Annotated in this window: 20 protein-coding genes; 12 read left to right on the plus strand and 8 right to left on the minus strand. The window is 65.0% G+C overall.

Annotation, left to right across the window (positions count from 1 at the left end; translation table 11 throughout):
- Nucleotides 1-45: 45 nt before the first annotated feature.
- From AVHM3334_RS10460 to AVHM3334_RS10495, 8 genes are all read left to right on the plus strand, one after another.
- Complete coding sequence (locus tag AVHM3334_RS10460) at nucleotides 46-993, plus strand: ABC transporter permease (protein ID WP_284412034.1); 948 nt, start codon at nucleotides 46-48, stop codon at nucleotides 991-993.
- 24 nt (nucleotides 994-1,017) lie between these two features.
- Nucleotides 1,018-1,911, plus strand: coding sequence for an ABC transporter permease (locus AVHM3334_RS10465; protein ID WP_284412036.1), 894 nt, complete (start codon nucleotides 1,018-1,020; stop codon nucleotides 1,909-1,911).
- 2 nt (nucleotides 1,912-1,913) lie between these two features.
- Nucleotides 1,914-3,605, plus strand: coding sequence for an ABC transporter ATP-binding protein (locus tag AVHM3334_RS10470; protein ID WP_284412038.1), 1,692 nt, complete (start codon nucleotides 1,914-1,916; stop codon nucleotides 3,603-3,605).
- 15 nt (nucleotides 3,606-3,620) lie between these two features.
- Nucleotides 3,621-4,709: a tartrate dehydrogenase gene (locus AVHM3334_RS10475; RefSeq protein ID WP_284412039.1), complete on the plus strand. Its 1,089-nt coding sequence runs from the start codon at nucleotides 3,621-3,623 to the stop codon at nucleotides 4,707-4,709.
- 235 nt (nucleotides 4,710-4,944) lie between these two features.
- Nucleotides 4,945-6,420, plus strand: a complete 1,476-nt coding sequence (locus AVHM3334_RS10480; protein ID WP_284412041.1) for an NAD-dependent succinate-semialdehyde dehydrogenase — start codon at nucleotides 4,945-4,947, stop codon at nucleotides 6,418-6,420.
- A 523-nt stretch (nucleotides 6,421-6,943) separates the two neighbouring features.
- On the plus strand, nucleotides 6,944-8,104 hold the full coding sequence (locus AVHM3334_RS10485; protein WP_284412044.1) for a PP2C family protein-serine/threonine phosphatase: 1,161 nt from the start codon (nucleotides 6,944-6,946) through the stop codon (nucleotides 8,102-8,104).
- Nucleotides 8,105-8,106: 2 nt separating this feature from the next.
- Nucleotides 8,107-9,168, plus strand: a complete 1,062-nt coding sequence (locus tag AVHM3334_RS10490) for a serine/threonine-protein kinase (RefSeq protein WP_284412045.1) — start codon at nucleotides 8,107-8,109, stop codon at nucleotides 9,166-9,168.
- Nucleotides 9,165-10,244, plus strand: coding sequence for a serine/threonine-protein kinase (locus AVHM3334_RS10495; protein ID WP_284412046.1), 1,080 nt, complete (start codon nucleotides 9,165-9,167; stop codon nucleotides 10,242-10,244). Before AVHM3334_RS10490 ends, AVHM3334_RS10495 begins: the two co-directional genes overlap by 4 nt.
- 177 nt (nucleotides 10,245-10,421) lie before the next feature.
- On the opposite strand, the gene AVHM3334_RS10500 is transcribed toward AVHM3334_RS10495, so the two are convergent.
- Nucleotides 10,422-10,775 (minus strand): putative quinol monooxygenase, encoded by a 354-nt coding sequence (locus AVHM3334_RS10500; protein WP_284412048.1) that lies wholly within the window; start codon nucleotides 10,773-10,775, stop codon nucleotides 10,422-10,424.
- A 225-nt stretch (nucleotides 10,776-11,000) separates the two neighbouring features.
- Between AVHM3334_RS10500 and AVHM3334_RS10505 the strand changes: the two genes are divergently transcribed.
- Nucleotides 11,001-11,960, plus strand: coding sequence for an AraC family transcriptional regulator (locus AVHM3334_RS10505; RefSeq protein ID WP_284412050.1), 960 nt, complete (start codon nucleotides 11,001-11,003; stop codon nucleotides 11,958-11,960).
- A gap of 416 nt (nucleotides 11,961-12,376) precedes the next feature.
- On the opposite strand, the gene AVHM3334_RS10510 is transcribed toward AVHM3334_RS10505, so the two are convergent.
- The 4 genes from AVHM3334_RS10510 to AVHM3334_RS10525 form a co-directional block, all read right to left on the minus strand.
- A complete protein-coding gene (locus tag AVHM3334_RS10510) occupies nucleotides 12,377-13,822 on the minus strand; it encodes an alpha/beta hydrolase (RefSeq protein WP_284412052.1) in 1,446 nt (481 codons plus the stop codon).
- 731 nt (nucleotides 13,823-14,553) lie between these two features.
- A complete protein-coding gene (locus AVHM3334_RS10515) occupies nucleotides 14,554-14,739 on the minus strand; it encodes a hypothetical protein (RefSeq protein WP_284412054.1) in 186 nt (61 codons plus the stop codon).
- Nucleotides 14,715-15,146 (minus strand): hypothetical protein, encoded by a 432-nt coding sequence (locus AVHM3334_RS10520; RefSeq protein ID WP_284412056.1) that lies wholly within the window; start codon nucleotides 15,144-15,146, stop codon nucleotides 14,715-14,717. Before AVHM3334_RS10520 ends, AVHM3334_RS10515 begins: the two co-directional genes overlap by 25 nt.
- 162 nt (nucleotides 15,147-15,308) lie before the next feature.
- On the minus strand, nucleotides 15,309-16,025 hold the full coding sequence (locus tag AVHM3334_RS10525) for a Crp/Fnr family transcriptional regulator (RefSeq protein WP_284412057.1): 717 nt from the start codon (nucleotides 16,023-16,025) through the stop codon (nucleotides 15,309-15,311).
- Nucleotides 16,026-16,136: 111 nt separating this feature from the next.
- Between AVHM3334_RS10525 and AVHM3334_RS10530 the strand changes: the two genes are divergently transcribed.
- The 3 genes from AVHM3334_RS10530 to AVHM3334_RS10540 are packed head-to-tail and all read left to right on the plus strand — an operon-like array spanning nucleotide 16,137 to nucleotide 17,728.
- The gene (locus tag AVHM3334_RS10530) at nucleotides 16,137-16,742 is read left to right on the plus strand and encodes an HD domain-containing protein (protein ID WP_284412059.1); all 606 of its coding nucleotides are present in this window, start codon (nucleotides 16,137-16,139) and stop codon (nucleotides 16,740-16,742) included.
- A 32-nt stretch (nucleotides 16,743-16,774) separates the two neighbouring features.
- Nucleotides 16,775-17,542, plus strand: coding sequence for a class II aldolase/adducin family protein (locus tag AVHM3334_RS10535; RefSeq protein WP_284412061.1), 768 nt, complete (start codon nucleotides 16,775-16,777; stop codon nucleotides 17,540-17,542).
- 12 nt (nucleotides 17,543-17,554) lie between these two features.
- Nucleotides 17,555-17,728 (plus strand): hypothetical protein, encoded by a 174-nt coding sequence (locus AVHM3334_RS10540; protein ID WP_284412063.1) that lies wholly within the window; start codon nucleotides 17,555-17,557, stop codon nucleotides 17,726-17,728.
- Nucleotides 17,729-17,904: 176 nt separating this feature from the next.
- Here the strand turns inward: AVHM3334_RS10540 and AVHM3334_RS10545 are convergent, their stop codons facing one another.
- From AVHM3334_RS10545 to AVHM3334_RS10555, 3 genes are all read right to left on the minus strand, one after another.
- The gene (locus AVHM3334_RS10545) at nucleotides 17,905-19,548 is read right to left on the minus strand and encodes a methyl-accepting chemotaxis protein (RefSeq protein WP_284412065.1); all 1,644 of its coding nucleotides are present in this window, start codon (nucleotides 19,546-19,548) and stop codon (nucleotides 17,905-17,907) included.
- Nucleotides 19,549-19,771: 223 nt separating this feature from the next.
- Nucleotides 19,772-21,019: an MFS transporter gene (locus tag AVHM3334_RS10550; RefSeq protein ID WP_284412067.1), complete on the minus strand. Its 1,248-nt coding sequence runs from the start codon at nucleotides 21,017-21,019 to the stop codon at nucleotides 19,772-19,774.
- Nucleotides 21,020-21,062: 43 nt separating this feature from the next.
- On the minus strand, nucleotides 21,063-21,893 hold the full coding sequence (locus AVHM3334_RS10555; protein ID WP_284412154.1) for a putative hydro-lyase: 831 nt from the start codon (nucleotides 21,891-21,893) through the stop codon (nucleotides 21,063-21,065).
- Between the last annotated feature and the right edge of the window lie 183 nt (nucleotides 21,894-22,076).

The following is a 22,076-nucleotide window of genomic DNA, read 5'->3' on the forward strand; positions in this document are numbered from 1 at the left end:
CACGCCCCGCGCGCCGGGCACCCTTGATACGGAGTGGGACCTTTCATGAACCGTGTGATCCTCAAGCTCCTGGGCCAGCGGCTGCTCCTGTCGCTGCTGGCGGTGTCGGTCATCGTCTTTTCGATCACCGCCGTGCTGCCCGGCGATGCGGCGCAAGAGCAGCTGGGCCAGGACGCCACGCCCGAAGCCCTGGCCGCGTTGCGCACGCAGATGGGCCTGGATGTGCCCGCCGCGCTGCGCTATGCGCGCTGGCTGGGCGGCGCCGTGCGCGGCGACCTGGGCCAGTCGGTCACCACGCAGACGCCCGTGGGCGAGCTGGTGGCCAGCCGCCTGCCCAACTCGCTGCTGCTGGCGGCCGTGACCGCGCTGTTCTCGGTGCCCATCGCGCTCACGCTCGGCGTGGCATCGGCAGTGTGGCGGGGCTCGCTGTTCGACCGCGTGGCCTCGTCCACGGCCGTGGCGGTCGTCTCGGTGCCGGAGTTTCTGGTGGCCACCCTGGCCGTGCTGGTGTTCGCCGTGCAGCTCAAGTGGCTGCCCGCGCTGTCTTACGTGAACGACATCGAATCGGTGGGGCAGATGCTGCGCGCCTTCGCCATGCCAGTGCTCAGCCTGTGCTGCGTGATCGTCGCGCAGATGATGCGCATGAGCCGCGCCGCCGTCATCGACCAGCTGGAAGCGCCCTACATCGAAATGGTCCGGCTGAAAGGCGCCTCGCCCCTGCGCATGGTCATGGCCCACGCGCTGCCCAACGCCATCGGGCCGATCGCCAACGCGGTGGCGCTCTCGCTGTCGTACCTGCTGGGCGGCGTGATCATCATCGAGACCATCTTCAACTACCCCGGCATCGCCAAGCTCATGGTCGATGGCGTGACCCAGCGCGACATGCCGCTGGTGCAGGCCTGCGCGATGATCTTCTGCGCCGGCTACCTGATCCTCGTCACCCTGGCCGATGTGTGCGGCATTCTTGCCAATCCGCGCCTGCGGCACCGCTGAAACCCGTCACCAAAGGGCTGCTCCATGGATTCCCTCACCAACCCTGCCGGCCCCCCTGCCGCCCCCGTGCCGGCCGGTGCGGCCCACCGTGTGAGGCGCTGGCTCGGCGGCTTCGGCATCTCCGGGCTGCTGGGCCTGGCGGTGCTCATCGCGTGGCTGCTGGCGGCGCTGTTCGGCCCCATGCTGCTGGAGCGCACGCTGCAGGCGGGCGGCGGCTCCGATGTGTTCGCGCCCATCAGCGCGGCGCACTGGCTGGGCACCGACTACCTCGGGCGCGACATGCTGGTGCGCGTGATCGACGGGGCGCGCTACACCGTGGGCGTGGCCTTGCTCGCCACGCTGCTGGCCAGCGGCACGGGCACCACGCTGGCCCTGTTCGCCGCGGCCGTCGGCGGGCGGGTGGACACCGTCCTGAGCCGCCTGCTGGACACGGTCACCGCCATCCCCAGCAAGATGTTCGCGCTGATCCTGGTGGCCGGCTTCGGCTCGTCCGTCGCCGTGCTGGTGGCCACGGCCGCCGTCATCTACGTGCCCGGGGCCTTTCGCATCGCGCGGTCGCTGGCGGTGAACATCAATGCGCTGGACTACGTCACCGTGGCGCGCACGCGGGGCGAGGGCACGCTGTACGTCATGCTGCGCGAGATCCTGCCCAACATCATCGGCCCCATGCTGGCCGACCTGGGACTGCGCTTCGTGTACGTGGTGCTGCTGCTGGCCAGCCTGAGCTTCCTGGGCCTGGGCATCCAGCCGCCCGCGGCCGACTGGGGATCGCTCGTTCGCGAGAACATCGGCGCGCTGCCCGACGCGGGCGCCTCGGTCATCGCGCCGGCCCTGGCCATCGCCAGCCTGACCATCGCGGTCAATCTGATCATCGACAACCTGCCGGGCCGCGCGGCCCGCGAACGCGGAGGGCGTTGACCATGGGGGCATCCGTCGTCGTCAAAGACCTGCACATCACCGCAGGCGGCCAGACGCTGGTCGATGCATTGAGCTTCTCGATCGCGCCCGGCGAAGTGCTGGCGCTCATCGGTGAATCCGGTTCGGGCAAGACCACCACCGCGCTCGCGCTCATGGGCTACGCCCGGCGCGGCTGCACCATCGACGGCGGCAGCGTGCGCATCGGCGACGTCGATGTGCTGCACCTGGCGCCCGCCGCCCAGCGCGCCCTGCGCGGGCGCACCGTGGCCTACATCGCCCAGAGCGCCGCCGCGTCGTTCAACCCCTCGCGCACCGTCATGGACCAGGTGGTCGAGCCCACGCGCATCCACGGCACCATGAAGCGCGCCGAGGCCGAGGCCAAGGCGGTGCAGCTGTTCCGCGAGCTGGCGCTGCCCGATCCCGACACCATCGGCGACCGCTACCCGCACCAGGTCTCGGGCGGGCAATTGCAGCGGCTGATGGCCGCCATGGCGCTGATGACGGACCCCGATCTCGTCATCCTCGACGAGCCCACCACCGCGCTCGACGTAACCACCCAGATCGAAGTGCTGCTCGCCTTTCGCCGCGTGGTGCGCGAGCGCCGCGCCACCGCCGTGTACGTGAGCCACGACCTGGCCGTGGTCGCGCAAATGGCCGACCACATCCTCGTGCTGCGCAACGGCCAGATGCAGGAGGTGGACACCACCGCGCACATCCTCGCCGCCCCGTCGCACCAGTACACCCGGTGCCTGCTGGCCGCCGCCCGCCCCACGCCGCGCGTGGCCGAGCACTGCAGGGGGGAGGGCGAGCTGCTGCTGGAAGTGCGCGAACTCTCCGCCGGCTATGGCCCCACCGACGCCACCGGCCGCCCGGCCGCGCCCATCCTGGAAGACATCAGCTTCAAGCTCTATCGCGGCCAGGCCATCGGCGTCATCGGCGAATCGGGCTCGGGCAAGACCACGCTGGCACGCGCCATCGCCGGGCTCATCCAGCCCTGGCACGGCACCATGCTGCTCGACAACGCCGAACTCCAACCCACGCTGCGTGCGCGCACGAAAGAAGAGCTGCGCCGCGTGCAGATCGTGTTCCAGATGGCCGACACCGCGCTCAACCCCTCGCAGACCATCGAGCGCATCCTCGCGCGGCCGCTGCAGTTCTACAAAGGGCTCAAGGGCGAGGCGCTGCAGCGGCGCATTCGCGAACTGCTCGATCTGGTCAAGCTTCCGCACACCGTGGCGGGGCGCCTGCCCGGCGGGCTGTCGGGCGGGCAAAAGCAGCGCGTCAACCTGGCGCGCGCCCTCGCGGCCGACCCCGACCTGATCCTGTGCGACGAGGTCACCTCGGCCCTGGATACCGTCGTGGGCGCCGCCGTGCTCGACCTCATGGCCGAACTGCGGCGCGACCTGGGCGTGTCGTACCTCTTCATCAGCCACGACCTGCACACCGTGCGCTCGGTGTGCGATGAAATCGTGGTGATGCAGCACGGCCGCAAGCTCGCCCAGGTGGCGCGCGCCGACTACGACCGCGGGCCGCACCACCCGTACTACGAACTGCTGGCCCGCTCGGTGCCCGAACTGCGCCAGGGCTGGCTGGAAGAGCGCGCCCACCCGCCCGGTGCGCCGTCGCCGCAGGCAGCCGCCACCGCCGCGCCGGTGCCGCCGGCCACTCCCGCCCCGCTCGCCGCTGCGGCCTGAACCCCTGGAGACACCATGCACCCCACGTTTCGCATCGCCGTCATTCCCGGCGACGGCATCGGCAAGGAAGTCATGCCCGAAGGCCTGCGGGCCATCCACACCGCCGCCGAACGCTTCGGCTTCGAGCTGCAGTGCCGCACCATCGACTGGGCCAGCTGCGACTACTACGCCGCCCACGGAAAAATGATGCCCGACGACTGGAAGGCCCAGCTCGCCGGCGTGGACGCCATCTTCTTCGGCGCCGTCGGCTGGCCCGCCACCGTGCCCGACCACGTGTCCCTGTGGGGCTCGCTGCTCAAGTTCCGCCGCGAGTTCGACCAGTACATCAACCTGCGCCCCGTGCGCCTGTTCGAAGGCGTGCCCTGTCCGCTGGCCGGCAGAAAGCCCGGCGACATCGACTACTTCGTCGTGCGCGAGAACACCGAGGGTGAATACACGTCGCTGGGCGGCATCATGTACGAGGGCACCGACCGCGAGATCGTCATCCAGGAATCGGTGTACTCCCGCCACGGCGCCAACCGCTTGCTCAAGTTCGCCTTCGACCTGGCCCAAAGCCGCGCCAAAAAGCATGTGACCCTTGCGACCAAGAGCAACGGCATCGCCATCAGCATGCCCTGGTGGGACGCCCGCGCCGACGACATCGCCAAGGGCTACCCCGAGGTGACGCTGGACAAGCAGCACATCGACATCCTCACCGCGCGCTTCGTGCTGCAGCCTGGGCGCTTCGACGTGGTGGCCGCCACCAACCTGTTCGGCGATATCTTGAGCGACCTGGGGCCCGCCACCACCGGCACCATTGGCCTCGCGCCCTCGGCCAACCTGAACCCCGAGCGCCACTTCCCCAGCCTGTTCGAGCCCGTGCACGGCTCGGCGCCGGACATCTATGGCCAAAACATCGCCAACCCCATCGCCATGATCTGGTCAGGCGCGCTGATGCTGGACTTTCTGACGCAAGGCCAGGGCGCGGGAAGGCAGGCGCACGATGCCATCGTGGCGGCGATCGAGGAGGTCATCAGGACCGGGCCGAAGACGCCGGACTTGGGTGGCACGGCCAATACCACGCAGGTGGGCGAGGCGATTGCGGCACTGGTCGCCCAGGCCTAGCGAAGGGCCGGTTGGGCTATTTGCTACTGAATCGATAGCAACATGCCCTAGTGTCATTTGCGCTGGAGCCTTGTTTCATTCAAACCCATGCAGAGTGCACCCTTCACAAAACTGCCCCACCCGAACGGCCATGCACCGCCCGCAGAAAGCGCTGCCACCATCGGCTTGCTATTCAATCGATAGCACATCCCCCTAGTATCGATTGCGCTGGAGCCCTTTTTTACCCACACCCGCCATGTCCCTCACCCTCACGCTCACCCGCCCCGACCTGATCCGCAGCGCCAACTTCATCGCGGGGCACTGGCACCCCGGCCCTGGCGCACTGCTGCCCGTGACCGACCCGGCCACCGGCGCCGTCATCGCCGAAGTGCCCGACTCCGGCGCCCCGCAAGCCCTGGCCGCGCTGGAGGCCGCCCACGCCGCTTTTCCTGCCTGGCGCCAGGTGCCGGCCAAGCAGCGCGCCGCCATCATCAAGCGCTGGAACGATCTGGTGCTGGCCCATCAGGACGACCTGGGCGCCTTGATCTCGCTGGAGCAGGGCAAGCCCCTGGCCGAAGGCAAGGGCGAGGTCGCCTATGCCGCCAGCTACATCGAATGGTTCGGCGAACAGGCCACGCGCATGAACGGCGAGGTCATTCCCGCCCCCGTGCCCGGCCGGCGCATGTTCGCCTTGAAGGAGCCCGTGGGCGTGGTGGCCGCCATCACGCCCTGGAACTTCCCCGCCGCGATGATCGCCCGCAAGATCGCCCCGGCCCTGGCCGCAGGCTGCACCGTGGTCTGCAAGCCCGCCGAGGACACCCCCCTCACGTCGCTCGCCCTGGTGCTGCTGGCCCACGAGGCGGGCGTGCCGCCGGGCGTGCTGAACATCGTCACCGCCTCGCGCGAGAAGACGCCCGAGGTGGTGGACGTGTGGCTCGATGACCCGCGCGTGCGCAAGATCACCTTCACCGGCTCCACGCCCGTGGGCAAGCACCTGGCGCGCCGCAGCGCCGATACCTTGAAAAAACTCTCGCTGGAGCTGGGCGGCAACGCCCCCTTCATCGTGTTCGAGGACGCCGACGTGGATGCGGCCGTGGAAGGCTTCATGGCCGCCAAGTTCAGAAACGGCGGCCAGACCTGCGTGTGCCCCAACCGGGTGTTCGTGCACAACAAGGTGCATGCGGAGTTCGCGCAAAAGCTCACCGCCCGCGTGGCGGCCTTGAAGGTGGGGCCGGCGAGCGACCCCGCCTCGCAGATCGGGCCGATGATCAACGCCCGGGCGGTGGAGAAGATCGAGCGGCACGTGCAGGACGCCGTGGCCAAGGGCGCGAAGGTGCTCACGGGAGGAAAGCGCCTCACGGACCTGGGCGCCACCTACTACGCCCCCACGGTGCTGGAGAACGCGGACGCAACCATGGCCTGCGCGTGCGAGGAGACCTTCGGCCCGGTGGCGCCGCTCACGCGCTTCGAGAACGAGCAGGAGGTGATCGCCGCCGCCAACGACACGCCGTTCGGCCTGGCGGCGTACTTCTACAGCCAGGACGTGCGCCGCATCTGGCGCGTGGCGGACGCGCTGGAGAGCGGGATCGTGGGCATCAACGAAGGGGCGCTGGCGGCGGAGGCTGCGCCGTTCGGGGGTGTGAAGGAATCGGGCTACGGGCGCGAGGGATCGACGCACGGGCTGGAGGATTACCTGCACACCAAGTACGTGTGCCAGGGCGGTTTGGGTTGAGGGGGAGGGGCTGAAAGTGATGAATGGCCCACATACGTGAGGCCATGTTCATTCAAGCTTTGCAATTGAATATTCGACGCGTGTTACGTCTCCTAAGCAGCGATTGCCGACTTTAGTATTCAGAACCCAAAGTTCAGCTTCGGGACTCCAAGCGGTATTTGCGAAGCAACAACGGCTCGCACGCTAGCTGATGATGCTTGCTTGGCTATGTCCATCCCGGTGGTGACTGAGTACGGTCCCTACAAGCGAAGACTTGGCGGCAGGCGCTACGGATGGCTCGTCGGTACGAACTCATCGAGCTTCCCGGTGCTAAACGATGCCTTGTTGTAGTTGTCAGCTCCGCGTGTCTTCCCTCCTTCAACCTCGTGCGTCGTCAATCATCCTTCTCACCTATCTGGCGGAGGCTCACCAATCTTTAACAACCTAGTCGCCGTCAGGGATCAGCAGATGGATGCCAGCGATAGCGCGAGCGGAGGAGGCGCTACATTATGCAAATAGCATTTTGAATTAAAGAAATCGACGGATGAATTTCAGCCCCACCACACCTGCGGCAATGCTTGCGGCATGGTTCATGAGGCACACCTCGCCGAACGGGGTGCGCCGGGTCGCGCAACTCAACGGAGCTGTTGCGACAGACGTCGGCTCCGTGCGCGAGGATAACCAGGATCGAGTGGCGCTTGTCCGCGGTCGTGACCGCTCAGGGGGTTGCTTCATAGTCGCTGCCCTCGCCGACGGCATTGGAGGCATGAAACAAGGCGCCGAATGTGCGGCATTGACGCTCGGAACATTTATCGACTCGGTTGTAGCCGACGCTCAGCTTTCTACAGAGCCCGGCGACTGGCTCGCCAGCGGCGCGCATCGCGCGAATCGAGCTGTTCACGCCAAGCTTGCCGGCGAAGGTGGTTCGACTCTAGTAGCCGCGTTATTGATGAATGGTCGCCCGCCGCACTGGCTGAGCATCGGTGACAGCAGAGCCTACCAAGCCTACAATGGGAAGCTACATCAGCTTTCCCTCGACGACACTATTGATGGTCAGCTTGGGAAGTCCGGCGGTGGTCGTCGTCGCGACCTTTTGCAGTTCGTCGGTATCGGCGACGTGCTCGAACCGCACATTGAGCCAATCGTCAGCGCTAGTGGGTCGATGCTGCTTACGTCCGACGGAGTGCACTTCATTGAGGCCGACTACTTAGCTAAGGTGGTTTATTACGCGCCTGACCTTGGTTTTTGCGTTCGCCGCTTGACGGAACTGGCAAAGATGTTGGGTGGACCTGACAACGCGACGGTTGCCGCGCTGAGTCTCGACGCCCTCGCAGTCAACGCAGAGACGCATCTCCATGGCGTCTATGAAGTGTGGGATCCGTTCGGAGAACTCCAAATCATGTTCGATTGTGGGCCGCGTCAATACGTTGCGACATCCCCGCAGCAAGCGTCTGCGGCTGACACTCCTAAACACGTCTACGCCGCCCCGTTGCCACCAGTGGTAAGCCCCGGGAATGAAACTAAGCCGGCGAACTCACGCCAAGAAGAACCCACCGACGAAGGAAGCGCGACGAAAAATATGGCTCACCAGAAGAAGCCGAGAAGCTCAAGGAAGAAACCCAAACAGAGTCCTGCCGACCCTGGGGAGCACAGAGACGCGGATGAACCGCAACTGTTCATCGAATTTCCCAACAAGAAGCCCTAGCAATGAGCGCTTTGCCTCCTCGCTACGTCCCCTCCGGCCATCACATGACGGGAGGAATGGGAAGTGTCATCGTCTGCACGGACTCGATTCTCGAGCGTTTCGTCGCAATCAAGTTCATCAGTAGCGCCGCTCACAGACACAGGATGGATGACGAGGTCGCGGCGCTGTTGAAGCTACGCTCGAAGCACGTCGTGCAAGTTTACGATGTGATCCGCTCTTCAACGGATGAAATCGGTATCGTCCAGGAGTTCATCGACGGGAACGATCTCTTTGAGTCCTACGCGCCACCCGTCTCGCTGGCAGACTACTACAAGCAGCTTTGGCAGATTGCCTCGGGGCTTTCCGATATCCACGAGCTCGGCGTTATTCATCGAGATATCAAGCCGAATAACATGAAGACGGATCCCGAGCAGGTGATCAAAATCTTCGATTTTGGGTTGGCTCGCGACGACGGACCGAGCGCTGTGACGCGAGGATTTGTCGGAACGCGGGGTTTCGCTGCACCTGAGCTTTATGAGCGACCTTTTGCCTTCACCAACGCAGTCGACACTTACGCCTTCGGCGCCACGGCAGTGTTTCTTGCCACTGGCAACCTACCCCCCGAACTGATGGAACAGCCGCCAAGAGTTAATCCAGCGGGATACTTCCATCATTTGACGCTAGGTATAGCGCCGGAGATTTCGGCGCTTCTAAATGCCTGTATGCATCAGGATGCTGCGCTACGCCCTGCGATGAGGGCAATCCGCGACGCGTTGGCACGCCACATCCTTTTCGACAAACACCGCGCACTGCTTGTCCACAATTCGCGCGCGTCTGTACTCAACGCTGCTAACCGATCTGTGAAGCTTGCCTTCGGAACAATCGGTTCAATTGAGATTCAATACGATGGGCTCTCATTTATAGCCGCTAATGTGTTGAACGAGGTGCAGATCAACAACCAGCCCGTGATTGCTGGGTCGGTTCTACCTGGTGCATGTGTGATAGCGCTTGGCGCAGCACACCGCCGATCCAACGAGCGTCGCTTCATTACCTTCGACATCTCGCACCCGGAGATCGTTTTATGACTGGACCACTGAGTGCAGGCGATGTGATCGGCGACCGCTATGAGATCAAGCAATACATCGACGAAGGTGGCATGCAGTTTGTCTACGCAGCAATAGACAAGCTCGCCAATCGGGTGGTCGCGCTGAAAACACCGAAGAACAACTCCGCTACCAAACGGTTTCGGCGCAGCGCCGTGCTGGCCGCTAAGGTCAACCATCCCAATGTCGCCAAGACTCTGGACTACGTTCGAGAAGGCGACAAGCGCTATTTGATTGAGGAACTTATCGTCGGTGCCGACTTGAGCAAGGCTCTGTTAAAGAAGACTTCTTTTCTTGACCCCTCCCTTGTCGCGAAGGTCTTCCACTATATGGCTAAGGGGCTTGCAGCCGCCCACCATGCTGGTGTGATCCATCGCGACTTGAAGCCGACGAATGTAATGATGGTTGGCGGATACTCGATCTCCGAGTTGAAGATTACTGACTTTGGGATTGCGAAGATGGCTGAGGATGAGCTCGTCGAAGCGGCCGAGGGAGGTGAACAGACTCTCTCGACTTCGCAGACGGCCGTCGGAGCACTGCCTTACATGGCTCCAGAAGCCATTGACACCCCAAAATTGGTAACACGGGCTGCCGACATATGGTCGCTTGGGGCAATGATTTTCCACCTGCTCACCGGGCAGCAGCCATTTGGAACTGGTCTTCGAGCTGTGCACAAGATCATGGAGGCAAAGAGGCCGGAACCCCCGCCTTTCGTGCTACGCAATCCGCAGTTCTCGCCTTTGGCTGGCGAGTTACTCGAAATGGCGTATGCCTGCATGCAGAAGGACCCGGTAGCGCGCCCGACCGCAGATGATCTGGTAGCCCACTGCGGGGCGCTTTGCTACACAGTCACTCAGCGTGCCGAAGGTGTCGTGAGCCGGGTTGAGTACGACGCTTGGGGCTTCATCACTTCCGAGGGCAGGCATGTGTTCTTCCACATGGATAGCGTCTTTGGCCCGCCGCCCAAGCTGGCGGTCGGCGATCAAGTGTTGTTCTCAGCGTATGCCGGTGGTGGTGCACCTCGCGCCTACCCTGTGTTGAGGATTGCAGCGCAGTAGCTAGGTCAGTGATCGACTACGATCCCCTATCGCCATATGGACCCAGCACGAAGCTCCTCGTTCCTCGTAAAAGTCATTGACTGTTCTTGGCATGAGCGGTCATTCGAGGATCAAAGTCGATCGTCAAAGATCAGCCTTTTACTGCCGTAGTTGGTGGTCAGCCGCACGACCTCTTAATCATTTCCCCTGACCATAAGAAAAATAATCCTTGCTCATCAACACATCCACGCGATGCACCTGGGCCGCCGCAGCAAGGATCGCATTCATCCGCGCCACGTCGCGAAAGATATCGCCCCCTTCGCCATCGACATGCGCCTGCCGCCCCGCCAGATCGGGAAACGCTTCGAAGATCGCGAAGCGTGTCTCCGAAAACCGAACGGCGAACCACGGCCCCGTGGCAGGCTCGGCTTCGACGCAGGCCCGGATGTCCCGCAGCATCTGTACCACCGCATCCTCATGGCCGGGGCGGGCCTCGATCTCGATGAAGAAGGCCTTGCGGCCCTCAGCGCCTTGTTCTCCCAGCACCTGCACGCCCCGGTGCGGTGCCCGGGCAGGTTCGGCGGCGGGCGGGTTCTCGTGCGGGGGCGACAGCGGAGTCATGGGGGCCTTTCGGTGTTCAGTGCAGTGCGATGCAGTGCAGTGCAGTGCAACGACTGTAGGGTCGCGCTCGTTCCGTGGTCTGCCTGAAGATCGGCATTCCTTGCCTGATCGTCCAGGCCGCTTGTGCCGGGCCGGCCTTCCTGGCCAGAATGCGCCATGGCGGACGATGAATTGACGCAAGCGGTCTTGCGCTACACAGGCACCACGCCCCACCGGGCGGACGGCATCACCGCCACGCCCGTGCACGGCCTGTATCTGGTTCGGCGCACGGCGCCGAGCGCGGTGGAGCGCGCGGTAGAGCAGCCCCTGGTGTGCCTGGTGCTGCAGGGCCGCAAGCGGGTCGCCGTGGGCAGCCGCACGGCGTCCTACGCGGCGGGCGACACGATGATCGTCACGGCCAATGTGCCCACGGCAAGCCGCATCAGCCAGGCCAGCATCGCCCAGCCCTATCTGGCGATTGCCCTGGAGCTGGACCCGGCGGTGATCACCGATCTGGTTCTGGGCTCGCCGGAGTGCGGTGCGCCTCCCTCTGCGGCCGACACGGGCGACACGGGCGATGGGGCCGATGCGGCCGACACGGCCGATGAGGACCTGCGCGATGCCGTGCGTCGGCTGGTGCGGCTGCTGGACCGGCCCGAGTCGCTCGCAGTGCTCAAGGACGGCTTGATTCGGGAGATCCACCATTGGTTGCTGCGGGGCCGCCAGGGCGCTGCGGGCCGCCACCTGGGCCTGCCCGACAGCCACGCGCGCCGCATCGCGCGCGCGGTGGCCCTCCTGCGTGCCGAGCCCGCGCAGCCGGTGCCGATCGAGCGCCTGGCGGCAGCGGCCGGCATGAGCCGCTCGGCGTTCCATCTGCACTTTCGGGCCATCACGTCGCTGTCGCCGCTGCAGTTTCAAAAAGCGCTGCGGTTGATGGAGGCGCGTCGCCTGATCCTGTCGCAGGGCAAAAGCATGAGCCAGGTCGCCTTCGAGGTGGGGTATGAAAGCGCCTCGCAGTTCAGCCGCGAATACGCGCGAATGCATGGCCGGCCGCCGACGAAAGACAAACTGGCCGCCTTCGCTCGGCTCGGGTCGGCACGGCCGGCGCCGCGGTCGTCGTCCGGCGTTAATCGCTGATCGCCAATCATCGACGGCCAGCGCAGGGGGCTCTGGCAGGTTGCTATCAATTATGTAGCTATACCCCCTAGTGTTAATTGCGCTGGAGCCCGATTTCATTCAAAGGCTGCATTGGTGTCTGCCGCTTCGGCCTGTAGCGCCATGAATCGCCCCGGGGCAATTCACTTTCACTGCACGCAGCGATACCGACCACCCAGACGAGGCTCACTTTCTGCGCACCGGGTCAAAGGGAGCCTATGCACCTTGGCAGACGCTGACCTGGAACACCCGCTGTTCCCCTTGGCGCAGTCCCACTGATGGAGCGCGAAGGAACGTTGCACTCGGGCTGGTTGAGCGGCAAAGGGGCCGGATACGAGGGGCGGTGCCGGAAGGCCCACCCCCCCGGGGTTTGGCCATGCATTCAAGTCGACGCCAGATCAGCTGCCGCTGCACCCGGGCAAGGTTGCGCGGGTAGCCACGGTCGCGGCACTGTCGTCGCGCCCACCTGCGTTGCGGGTGTAGGTGCAGCCATAACGTGCGTCGGCGACGGTGGCCGGGGTTTTCACATCGTCGCCCGCGGGCTTGGTGCCTTTCTCGACCCAATCGGCCATCGCCTTGAAGGCTTCAGACTGCTCGGCCACGGTGAAATCGCAGTGGCTGGGGGCGCGAACGGCGCGCTGCACGAGCCACTGGCCATTGCCGTTGGCCTCGACGCGGTCGCGGTAGACCTGCTCCATGTGGAAGGGCACATACATGTCGCCCAGCGTATGCAGGGTGACCACCGGGATGCGGAACTGGCCATTGACCTGTGGCACCCAGCGCAGTCCATCGGTGCGCAGGCGGTTGGCGTCGGGTGCGGGCACCCACTTGGCGATGGTGGCGTTGAAATCTGCCACCTCTGCCGCGCTGGCGTCGAACCGATAGACCGTACCGGTGGTGTCGATTCCCTGCTTGTTCAGGATGCCGTTGAGGGTGCCGTCGCGTCCGAAGGTGCCCCACACGGTATTTTGCAGCGGTGCATTGGCAAAGCCCTGGTCGAAGATCGGTCGCGGCCCGCCGGTCAGGTTCATGACGATGTCTTTGAGTTTCTGACCTTGCGGCGTCACCGGCGCAAACGATGTCTGGCTGCCGAACATGGCGTCGCGCACGCGCGGTGCGAGCGCGGCCCAGTCGGTGGTGGGTGCGGCGGTGGCGGGCACGCCGGCCAGCTTCTGCGCGGCCAACTGGTAGGCACCGAAGTAGTTGTACAGCGACAGATCGCCCAGCACGGCGCACATCGGCAGGGCGCCCTGGTATCGCCGCTGGTGGACCGCCGTTTGCTGGGCCTCGTCCTCGATGGCGGCGGCGGCAATGTGGCCGCCCATCGAGATGCCGGTGACATAGGTGCGGGCAGGCTCTGACAGCACGCGGCCGTTGGCGGCGGCAATCGCGACAAACGCGTTGGCCAGCGCATTGGTGTCTTCCACGCCCACGCGCACGTCATAGAAATTCTTGGTGTAGCTGGATGCCGCCCAGGCGTAGCCGTTTTCGATCAGGTAGCGGCGGAAGGCCGGGTTGGACACGGTCAGCGCATTGCCCTCGCCCGCATAGCCGTGGGCGTACATCACCAGGATACCGTTCCAGTTTTTCGGAACCTCTACACGGTAGCCCGCGCCGGCATTGGTGCCGCTCCAGCGGTCGGTCTGCACAGTGGTGCCGTCCATGGCGGCGAAAGGCAGGCTGGCGGTGGCCACGGCAAAACTGGTGCGGGTGTCTTGCACGCGGGTTTCCTCTGGCACAAGGCCCCCGCCACCGCCGCCGCCACCGCAAGCAGAGAGCAGCAACGCACTCACGGCGCCGATGGCAGCCGTGCGGGAAGGAATAAAAAAGCGGATCGGCTGCATGGTGGTGTCTCTCTTGGTAGGGGCGCAATGACGCCTGGATTGGCGGCGCCAGTCTAGGCACGGCTTGCGCTGCCCCTGTGCGGGTTTTCCCGCGCGTTTGTCACGCGGGCGACGGTGTCGGCAGCAGCGGTGGGGCTGCCATATCGGCACGTCGGCTGCTGCGTGACGCGCCGGTCGTTCAGTGCCAGGACGGGTTGGCTTGGGGTGGGTGGGTCATTGCGGGAAGACGTTGAACCACTTCGGCGAGAGAGTGGCGGACCGCAAAGAAAGCGGCGGCCTGTGGCTGCAAACTGCAACGGACCAAACGCCTTGAAACAGTGCGCGCTGAACCGATGCCCGCAGCGAGCGCCATCCTTTCGAGGTGGGGTATGAAAGCGCCTCGCGGTTCAGCCGCGAATACGTGCGAATACGCGCGAATGCATTGCCGGCCGCCGGCGAAAGACAAACGGGCCGCCTTCGCTCGGGTCGGCACGGCCAGCGCCGCGGTCATCGTCCGGCGTTAATCGCAGATCGCTGATCATCAATCATCGACGGCCAACGCAGGGGGCTCTGGTAGTTTGCTATCAATTATGTAGCTATACCCCCTAGTGTTAATTGCGCTGGAGCCCGATTTCATTCAAAGGCTCCATTTGTGCCTGCCGCTCCGGCCTGCAGCGCCAAGGCTTGCAGGTTGGCGCAGGTTCCGGCTCATGAGCCGGTGCCTGCCTACCTACCTACGTACTTACCTGCGATCAGCGCTTTTGGCACAGCGCCTCTCCCTGGCTCACCGCCCCTTCGCGGGCCAGCCACGCCGCAGCCTCCTTGGCCTCCAGGCAGTTCGCCCAGGCCCGCATGGAGATGGTTTTCTGGTCCACGCGGTTCACATCGAGCTTCTTCTTCGCGTTCATCACGTTCAGCATTTCGACGTTGTCGGACACCAGGGCGCGAATGAACGCAGGCCTGCCGTCCTTGTTCGGATCGTTCGGGTCGGCGCCGAAATCACCCTGTATTCGTGCCCCACCGGGAGCTTGAGCAAGACGCCGCCCTGCACGCCCAGCCCGCACAGCCCGCACATCGGCACCGAGCGGTCCACCGGGCCGATGAGCCTGTGCGCCTCATGCGGCGGCACGACGGGGCTGCCGAACACCGCCGTGCTCCATTGGCCTTTGGCGTCTTTCTGGCGCGTCTGCACACGGCCGTTGGCGCTCTCCACGCGGATGGCGGCGGTGCCATTGGCTTCGTCGGAATAGTCGCCCGGCAGAACCCCGGGGCCGTCTGCCGCGGTGGCTGCCGAGGTGAACAGCACGGCCAGCGAGAAAGCGGATATGGGCAGGGTATGGGCCAAAGGTCGGGCCAAACGATGGGTGAAAGGGCGGGCACGGATGGCTTTGGCGGTCTCAAAGGGCGGCGGCACCGACGTTGACAGGGCGGTGCGCAGCCCCGTTGAACTGTCGAACCGGATCGCTCCTCCGGCATGGCCTGTGTCAGGTGAGCCCACTCAGCCCGCTCAGCCCGCACCACCCACGCGTTGCAGGGCTTCCAGGCTCAGCAGTTCGATGCGGCGGTAGTGCAGGCCGATCAGCCCTTCCTGCGCGAGGGCGTTGAGTTCTTTGGACAGCGTCTGCCGCGTCACGCCCAGCATCATGGCCAGGGCCTCCTGCGGCACGGCCACGCTGGGCCGCAGCGTGGCGGACCGGGTGGCGTCGCCGCGCGCCAGGGCCAGCAGCCGGTGCACCACCCGCACGCGCAAGCCGCGCAAGGTGGCGTCTTCCATCATGCTGTAGAGCCCCCGCACGCGCGAGGCCAGCAACACGGCCATGGCGTTGGCGAACACGGCGTCGCCCATCTGCGCGGCAAACGCTGCGGGCGGCACCACGAGCAGGTCCACACCGGTGAGCGCCGTGGCGTCGTGCGTGCGCGGCGAGCCGTCGATGAGGGTGATTTCGCCGAACCAGTTGCCGGGCTCCAGCAGCACGAGGATGGCCTCGCGCCCGTCGTCGCGCAGCGTGGAGATCTTGAGCGTGCCGGCCAGCAGCCCATAGAAGCCGCTGCCCGCCGCGCCCGCCGGATCGCCCTGCCGAAACACCATGGCCCCGCGCTGCAGGTGCACCAGTTCCGCCGTGCCCAGCAGTGCATCGCGCTGCGCGGCGGGCAGCGCGGCGAACCAGGGATTGCGTTCCATGGCGCGGCGGTGGGCGGGCGAAAGCGGGGGCTTCAGGGGCATGGACGGGGCGGGGGCGGCCGGGTAAACCAAGGGGTCGAACTGTCAATTATTGGACAGTTGGCTGGTCAGGGCCGGCCTACAGTGGCGCGGTTCCCCCACGGAGACAACGATATGCACGACAGCAAACGAGCGACCTTTGCACGCATGCAAGACAGCACGCGCGAAGACTGGCAGACCATCGGCGGCGAGTTCATGCAGTTCTCGCGCGGCCTGGCGGACCGCGTAGCGGCGCACCTGCGCATTCTGGAGGGCGACTACGGCGGCTTTCCGGTGGACCGCTACACGCACTCGCTGCAGACCGCGACCCGCGCGCTGCGCGACGGCCGCGACGAGGAGTACGTGGTGTGCGCGCTGCTGCACGACATCGGCGATACGCTGGGTTCGTTCAATCACCCCGACATCGCCGCGGCCATCGTGCAGCCGTTCGTGAGCGAGGCCAACCACTGGATGGTCAAGCACCACGGCATCTTTCAAGGCCACTACTTCTTTCACCACATCGGGCTGGACCGCAACCTGCGCGACAGCTTCCGGGACCACCCGCACTACCAGCACACGGCCGATTTTTGCGAGCTGTACGACAACCCGGCGTTCGACCCGCGCGCTGAAACCCTGCCGCTCGATGCCTTCATGCCGATGCTGCAGCGCGTGCTGGCGCAGCCGCGCCAAAGCCTCTACAAGGCGGCGCTCGAACCCAAGCCGCAGCCTGCGGCAGCGTGAGCTTTTCTCTCAACCCTTTTCAAGGAACCTTCATGAATGCGATCACCCCGTCGGAAGTCCGGCAACTGGTTTCCGCCGAAGAGTGGCAACTGCGTGTCGATCTGGCCGCCTGCTACCGGCTGGTGGCCCTGTATGGCTGGAGCGATCTGGTGTTCACCCACATCAGCGCACGGGTGCCGGGGCCGGAGCACCACTTTCTGATCAATCCCTACGGCCTGATGTTCGACGAGATCACGGCGTCGAGCCTGGTCAAGGTGGACTCGCAGTGCAACAAGGTGATCGAGTCGCCCCACCCGGTGAACCCCGCGGGCTTCGTGATCCACAGCGCGGTGCATGCGGCGCGGGAGGACATCCAGTGCGTGCTGCACACGCACACCCGCGCGGGCATCGCCGTGAGCGCGCAGAAAGATGGCGTGCTGCCCATCAGCCAGCAATCGACCTTCGTGCTGGCCTCGCTCGCGTATCACGACTACGAAGGCGTCGCGATCCGCGACGACGAAAAGGCGCGCCTGCAGGCCGACCTGGGCCGCGCCAATTTTCTGATGCTGCGCAACCACGGGCTGCTCACGTGCGGCAAGACGGTGGCGGATGCGTTTCTTTCGATGTACACGTTCGAGAACACCTGCCAGATCCAGATCGCCGCGCAGTCCGGCGGCGGCGAGCTGACGCGCGTGCACCCGCAGATCGTGGACGGCGTGGGGCACGCGATGAAGGTGCAGACGGGCGGCATGGGCGGGCAGTTCGTCTGGCCGTCGCTGATCCGCAAGCTCGACCGCGTCGATCCGGGCTACCGCGACTGACCGGGCTGCCCCATGGACAGCACCCTCATCGCCACGCGTTTTCTGTTCGGCGCGCTGGCGCTGGTCATGTTCGGGCTCGGCCTGACCCTGCGGGTGGCGGACTTCCGGCGGCTGCTGCAAAGCCCGAAGGCGGTGGCCATCGCAGCTACACGCTGGCCCTGCCTGCGGCCATCTATTCGGTGCTGATGTACATCACCGCGCCCTTGTTCGGCCTGTTGCTGCTGCGCCGCGCGGCGCTGGCGCCTTCCTCATCCAGGTCCGCGTAAAGCGGTGGGCCGCGGCGCCCGGCGCCCGATCAAAAAAACGGGCCCGACAGCGTCGTGCTGTCGGGCCCGCCTTGGCGAATCCGCCGTGGATCAGGCTCAGGCGCGGATCAGGCGCGTGGGCGTTGCCGACCGCAGCGAGGCGGTGGGCGCCGGTGCCGGCGCGTGGCGCTCGGCGGCCAGCAGCGTGGCCTCGCTCAGCTGGAACACCGCCAACGCTTCGCGCAGCACCGCCACCTGCGAGGCCATGGCCGACGTGGCGGCACTGGCTTCTTCCACCATGGCGGCGTTCTGCTGCGTCATCTCGTCCATTTGCGAGACGGCGCGGTTCACCTCTTCGATGCCGGCGGTCTGCTCCACGTTGGCGGAGGCGATGCCTTCCATCAGGCCCGAGATGCGGTGCACCGACTCGACCACCTCGCCCATCGTCTTGCCGGCCTTTTCGACCAGTTCGGAGCCGGTGTGCACTTCGTTCACCGATTCGCTGATGAGCGTCTTGATCTCCTTCGCGGCAGCCGCGCTGCGCTGGGCGAGCCCGCGCACTTCGGAGGCCACCACGGCGAAGCCGCGGCCCTGTTCGCCGGCCCGGGCCGCTTCCACCGCGGCATTGAGCGCGAGGATGTTGGTCTGGAAGGCGATGCCGTCGATCACACCGATGATCTCGTTGATCTTGCGCGAGCTGGCGCTGATGGACCGCATGGTCTCCACCACCTGGTTGACCACCTGGCCGCCCTGCACGGCGGTCTGGGCGGTGCTGGAGACGTACTGCGCGGCCTGGCGGGCGTTGTCGGCGTTCTGGCGCACCGTGGCGGTCAGCTCTTCCATGCTGGAGGCGGTCTGCTGCAGCGACGAGGCCTGCTGTTCGGTGCGGCGGGACAGGTCTCCATTGCCCTGGGCGATCTCGCTGGCGGCATGGTCGATGGTGCTGGTCGCCTGCTGGATGCGGTGCAGGATGCTGGCGAGCCGGTCGCGCATGAAGCCGATGGCGTACATCAGGCTGTGTTCGTCGTTGGCACGCAGGGGGATGTCGGCCTGCAGGTCGCCGTCGGCCATGCGCAGCGCGGCGCCGGCTGCGGCCCGGGGCTCGCCGCCCACGGAGCGTTCGATGTCACGCACCACCAGCCCGGTGAGCGCCGAGATCACCAGCCCGAGCAGCGCGAGCAGCCCGATGGCGCGGTACAGCGAGGAGCGGAAGGCTTGCTCGATGTCGTCCACGTAGTCGCCGGCCACCAGGTCCCAGTTCCAGGGCTTGAAGCGCACCACGTAGCCGATCTTGGGGCTCGGCGCGTCGCTGCCGGGCCGTGGCCACCAGTATTCGAGGAACCCGCGGCCCTTGGCCGAGGCGCCCGTGGCGGCGATGTTCACGTACAGCAGGGTGCCCTTGGCATCCTTGAAGCCGATCATGTTCTTGCCGTTCAGCTCGGCCTTGATGGGGTGCATGGCCATGATGGAGTCGGCTCCGATCACGGTCACGTAGCCGTCCTTGCCGTAGCGCTGCGAGGCCACGCGCGCCAGGGCCGCGCTGCGGGCTTCTTCCTGGCTCATCTTGCCGGCCTGGGCCTGCTTTTCGTAGTCGCTGATCACCGTGAGCGCCATGTCGGTGATGTCGGCCAGCGCCGACTGGCGGGACTCGTACTGGATCTGCCGGGTCTGCCATGCGTTCACGAAGGTCAGTGCCAGAAGCCCTAGCAGCGCGAGAACCAGCGGAAGCCATAGCTTTTGCCGCAAGGTCAGTTTTTTCATGGAGCGGTTCTTTCAGGAAGTCGTAACAAAAAGTATTGAAGTCCAGCGAAGTATGGCCGCGAAAACGAGTGCGAAGCAGTCGTGAAGCCACTTTTTTCGGCTGTTAGCAACGGTCTGTTACCTGTGCAAGTTATGTGCGCAGCCAGTACCTGAAGGAGCGCGCAGTGCATGAAAGGGTTGCTGCTTTTAGCCTTTCCGCACTGCGCAATCTTTTGAAAACGACTCAGTGGACCGGTGCTGAATCGTGGCTTAGCTCGCGCCCCACTGTTTCTGGCAGGGCCAGCGCTGCGATGATCACCAGCCCATAGCAGATGGCGCTAATCCACCCGATGGTCTGGCCCAGCGGCATGGTGTTGCTGAGCGTACCAACCAGGGCGGGGCAGATAGCGCCAATAGCGCGGCCGAAGTTGTAGCAAAACCCCTGGCCCGACCCCCGCACATCGCTGGGGAATAACTCGGACAGGAACGCGCCCATGCCCGAGAAGATGCCCGAAAGGAAGAACCCGAGCGGAAAGCCCAGCACCAGCATCCAGGCGTCGGTGATCGGGATCTGCGTGTAGGCCAGCACCAGCGCCATGCCCGCGGCGGCGAACAGAATGAAGCAGCGCCGCCGCCCGATCACGTCCGACAGCCACGCGCTGGCGAGGTAGCCCACGAACGAGCCGACGATGAGCACCAGCAGGTAGGTGCTGGTGCCCAGCACTGACAGGTGGCGCTCAGTTTTAAGGAATGTCGGCAACCAAGTGGTGACCGAATAGTAAGCTCCTTGCATGCCCGTAGCCAAAAGACTGGCAAGGACCGTGGTGCGCAGCAGCGAGGGATGGAAGATGCGCAGAAAACTGCTTTTCTTGCCAGTGGCTTTGGCGCGCGCCTGGGTTGCCAAGTACACCTCCGGCTCTGTCACTTTGCGACGGATGTAGATGATGAGCGCAGCAGGCAAGAGGCCGATCCAGAACAGAACTTTCCAGGCAATTTCGGGTGGAAGCACGGAATACATGCCCCAGAACGCCAGCGCCGAGGCTGCCCAGCCTACGGCCCAACTGCTTTGCACCAGCCCTGCCGCTTTGCCGCGGTGCTTGGCCGACATGGTTTCCGCGATCAGCACCGAGCCTACGGCCCACTCGCCGCCAAAGCCGAAGCCCTGCATGGCCCGCGTGAAGAGCAATTGTTCGAATGATTGAGTAAAGCCGCTTAGAAAGGTGAACAGCGTGAACCACAACACCGTCCACTGCAGCACGCGCACACGGCCGTATCGGTCAGCCAGCACCCCCGCAGCCCAGCCCCCAATGGCAGAGGTGAGAAGTGCTCCGGTGGCTATGTAGCCGGCCTCTGCCTTGGACATGTTCCACGCGACCAGCAACGTGGGAATGAGAAATGTGTAGATCATGTAGTCGAAGCCATCGACGCCATAGCCTGCGAAGGTAGCGCCTAGGGTGCGCCGCTGGGAAGGGGAAGTTTCTCGGATCCACATGGTGGAACGTACTTTCTTTGCTGTTGGATGGGGGATGGCAGCTTCAGGCTGTGACAAGATCGCGGTTGAGCAGATCAGTCACCAGCATGTGCCCCGGTGCATGGGTAATGCAGAACGCGGGGCGCGCCGCCGCAATGGCCGCCTGCGGTGTGACGCCGCAGGCCCAGAACACCGGTATCTCATCTGGTCGCACTTCTACGGCGTCGCCGTAGTCGGGTTTGGCCAGATCTTGTATGCCGATGATGGCAGGGTCGCCCAAATGCACGGGGGCGCCGTGCACTTGTGGCAAGCGCGAAGTGATCTGGATCGCGCGAATGGCGTCTGCCGCTTTCATCGGACGCATGGAAACGACCATGGGTCCGCGGAAATTACCGCTGGGCTCGGTGAGTCGATTGGTGCGGTACATAGCGACATTGCGGCCTTCGTCCATATGGCGCAGGCGAATACCGTCGGCGAGTAGCGCATGCTCGAACGAGAACGAGCAGCCGATGGCGAAGGTCACGAGGTCATCTTGCCAGTAGGCGCCCAAATCGGTGGGCTCGGCCACCTTCACTCCGTCGCGCCATACGACGTAGCGGGGAGCATCCGTTCGTATGTCGATGTCCGGCCCGAGCGCGGGCAGGGAGGGCGATCCAGGCTCACTCACGCCCAGCACTGGGCAGGCGCGGGGATTGAGGTCGCAATAGCGCTGAAAGTCGGTGGCCAGCGCCTGCGAAAGAATCGCCAGGTTGACCTGCACGTAATCGCTGGCCAGGCCGCTCGTGTGGTCCACGAACTGCCCGGTGCGGGTGGCGGCACGCACTTCGCGGGCGTAGGAGCGGGTGGTCAGTCCGCAGGCGGCGTCGGGGGAGGGGGAGAACGCGTGGGAGGGCATCGTGGTGAGGCCCGTTTGGCGGGCTTTCCTGTGGTTGCAATGCCGCGAATTCTGGAAGCCGGAGGCTTGTGAATCCAACGCAAAATTTTGACGCAAGCTCATCGAAAAAATCGATGGTGACCCGTGAATTTTCAATAAGGTGAAATCCATGCCCAGGCCATCCGGGCTTTCCCGAGGGTGCCG

The sequence above is a fragment of the Acidovorax sp. SUPP3334 genome (assembly GCF_030159055.1).
Lineage (GTDB): Bacteria > Pseudomonadota > Gammaproteobacteria > Burkholderiales > Burkholderiaceae_C > Paracidovorax.

Coding starts and splice junctions, on each gene's coding strand:
- AVHM3334_RS10490 (WP_284412045.1), top strand. CDS start 8,107: ATGAGCGCTTTGCCTCCTCGCTACGTCCCCTCCGGCCATCACATGACG.
- AVHM3334_RS10480 (WP_284412041.1), top strand. CDS start 4,945: ATGTCCCTCACCCTCACGCTCACCCGCCCCGACCTGATCCGCAGCGCC.
- AVHM3334_RS10495 (WP_284412046.1), top strand. CDS start 9,165: ATGACTGGACCACTGAGTGCAGGCGATGTGATCGGCGACCGCTATGAG.
- AVHM3334_RS10535 (WP_284412061.1), top strand. CDS start 16,775: ATGAATGCGATCACCCCGTCGGAAGTCCGGCAACTGGTTTCCGCCGAA.
- AVHM3334_RS10475 (WP_284412039.1), top strand. CDS start 3,621: ATGCACCCCACGTTTCGCATCGCCGTCATTCCCGGCGACGGCATCGGC.
- AVHM3334_RS10485 (WP_284412044.1), top strand. CDS start 6,944: ATGAATTTCAGCCCCACCACACCTGCGGCAATGCTTGCGGCATGGTTC.
- AVHM3334_RS10470 (WP_284412038.1), top strand. CDS start 1,914: ATGGGGGCATCCGTCGTCGTCAAAGACCTGCACATCACCGCAGGCGGC.
- AVHM3334_RS10465 (WP_284412036.1), top strand. CDS start 1,018: ATGGATTCCCTCACCAACCCTGCCGGCCCCCCTGCCGCCCCCGTGCCG.
- AVHM3334_RS10555 (WP_284412154.1), bottom strand. CDS start 21,893: ATGCCCTCCCACGCGTTCTCCCCCTCCCCCGACGCCGCCTGCGGACTG.
- AVHM3334_RS10545 (WP_284412065.1), bottom strand. CDS start 19,548: ATGAAAAAACTGACCTTGCGGCAAAAGCTATGGCTTCCGCTGGTTCTC.
- AVHM3334_RS10550 (WP_284412067.1), bottom strand. CDS start 21,019: ATGTGGATCCGAGAAACTTCCCCTTCCCAGCGGCGCACCCTAGGCGCT.
- AVHM3334_RS10505 (WP_284412050.1), top strand. CDS start 11,001: ATGGCGGACGATGAATTGACGCAAGCGGTCTTGCGCTACACAGGCACC.
- AVHM3334_RS10540 (WP_284412063.1), top strand. CDS start 17,555: ATGGACAGCACCCTCATCGCCACGCGTTTTCTGTTCGGCGCGCTGGCG.
- AVHM3334_RS10460 (WP_284412034.1), top strand. CDS start 46: ATGAACCGTGTGATCCTCAAGCTCCTGGGCCAGCGGCTGCTCCTGTCG.
- AVHM3334_RS10530 (WP_284412059.1), top strand. CDS start 16,137: ATGCACGACAGCAAACGAGCGACCTTTGCACGCATGCAAGACAGCACG.
- AVHM3334_RS10525 (WP_284412057.1), bottom strand. CDS start 16,025: ATGCCCCTGAAGCCCCCGCTTTCGCCCGCCCACCGCCGCGCCATGGAA.
- AVHM3334_RS10510 (WP_284412052.1), bottom strand. CDS start 13,822: ATGCAGCCGATCCGCTTTTTTATTCCTTCCCGCACGGCTGCCATCGGC.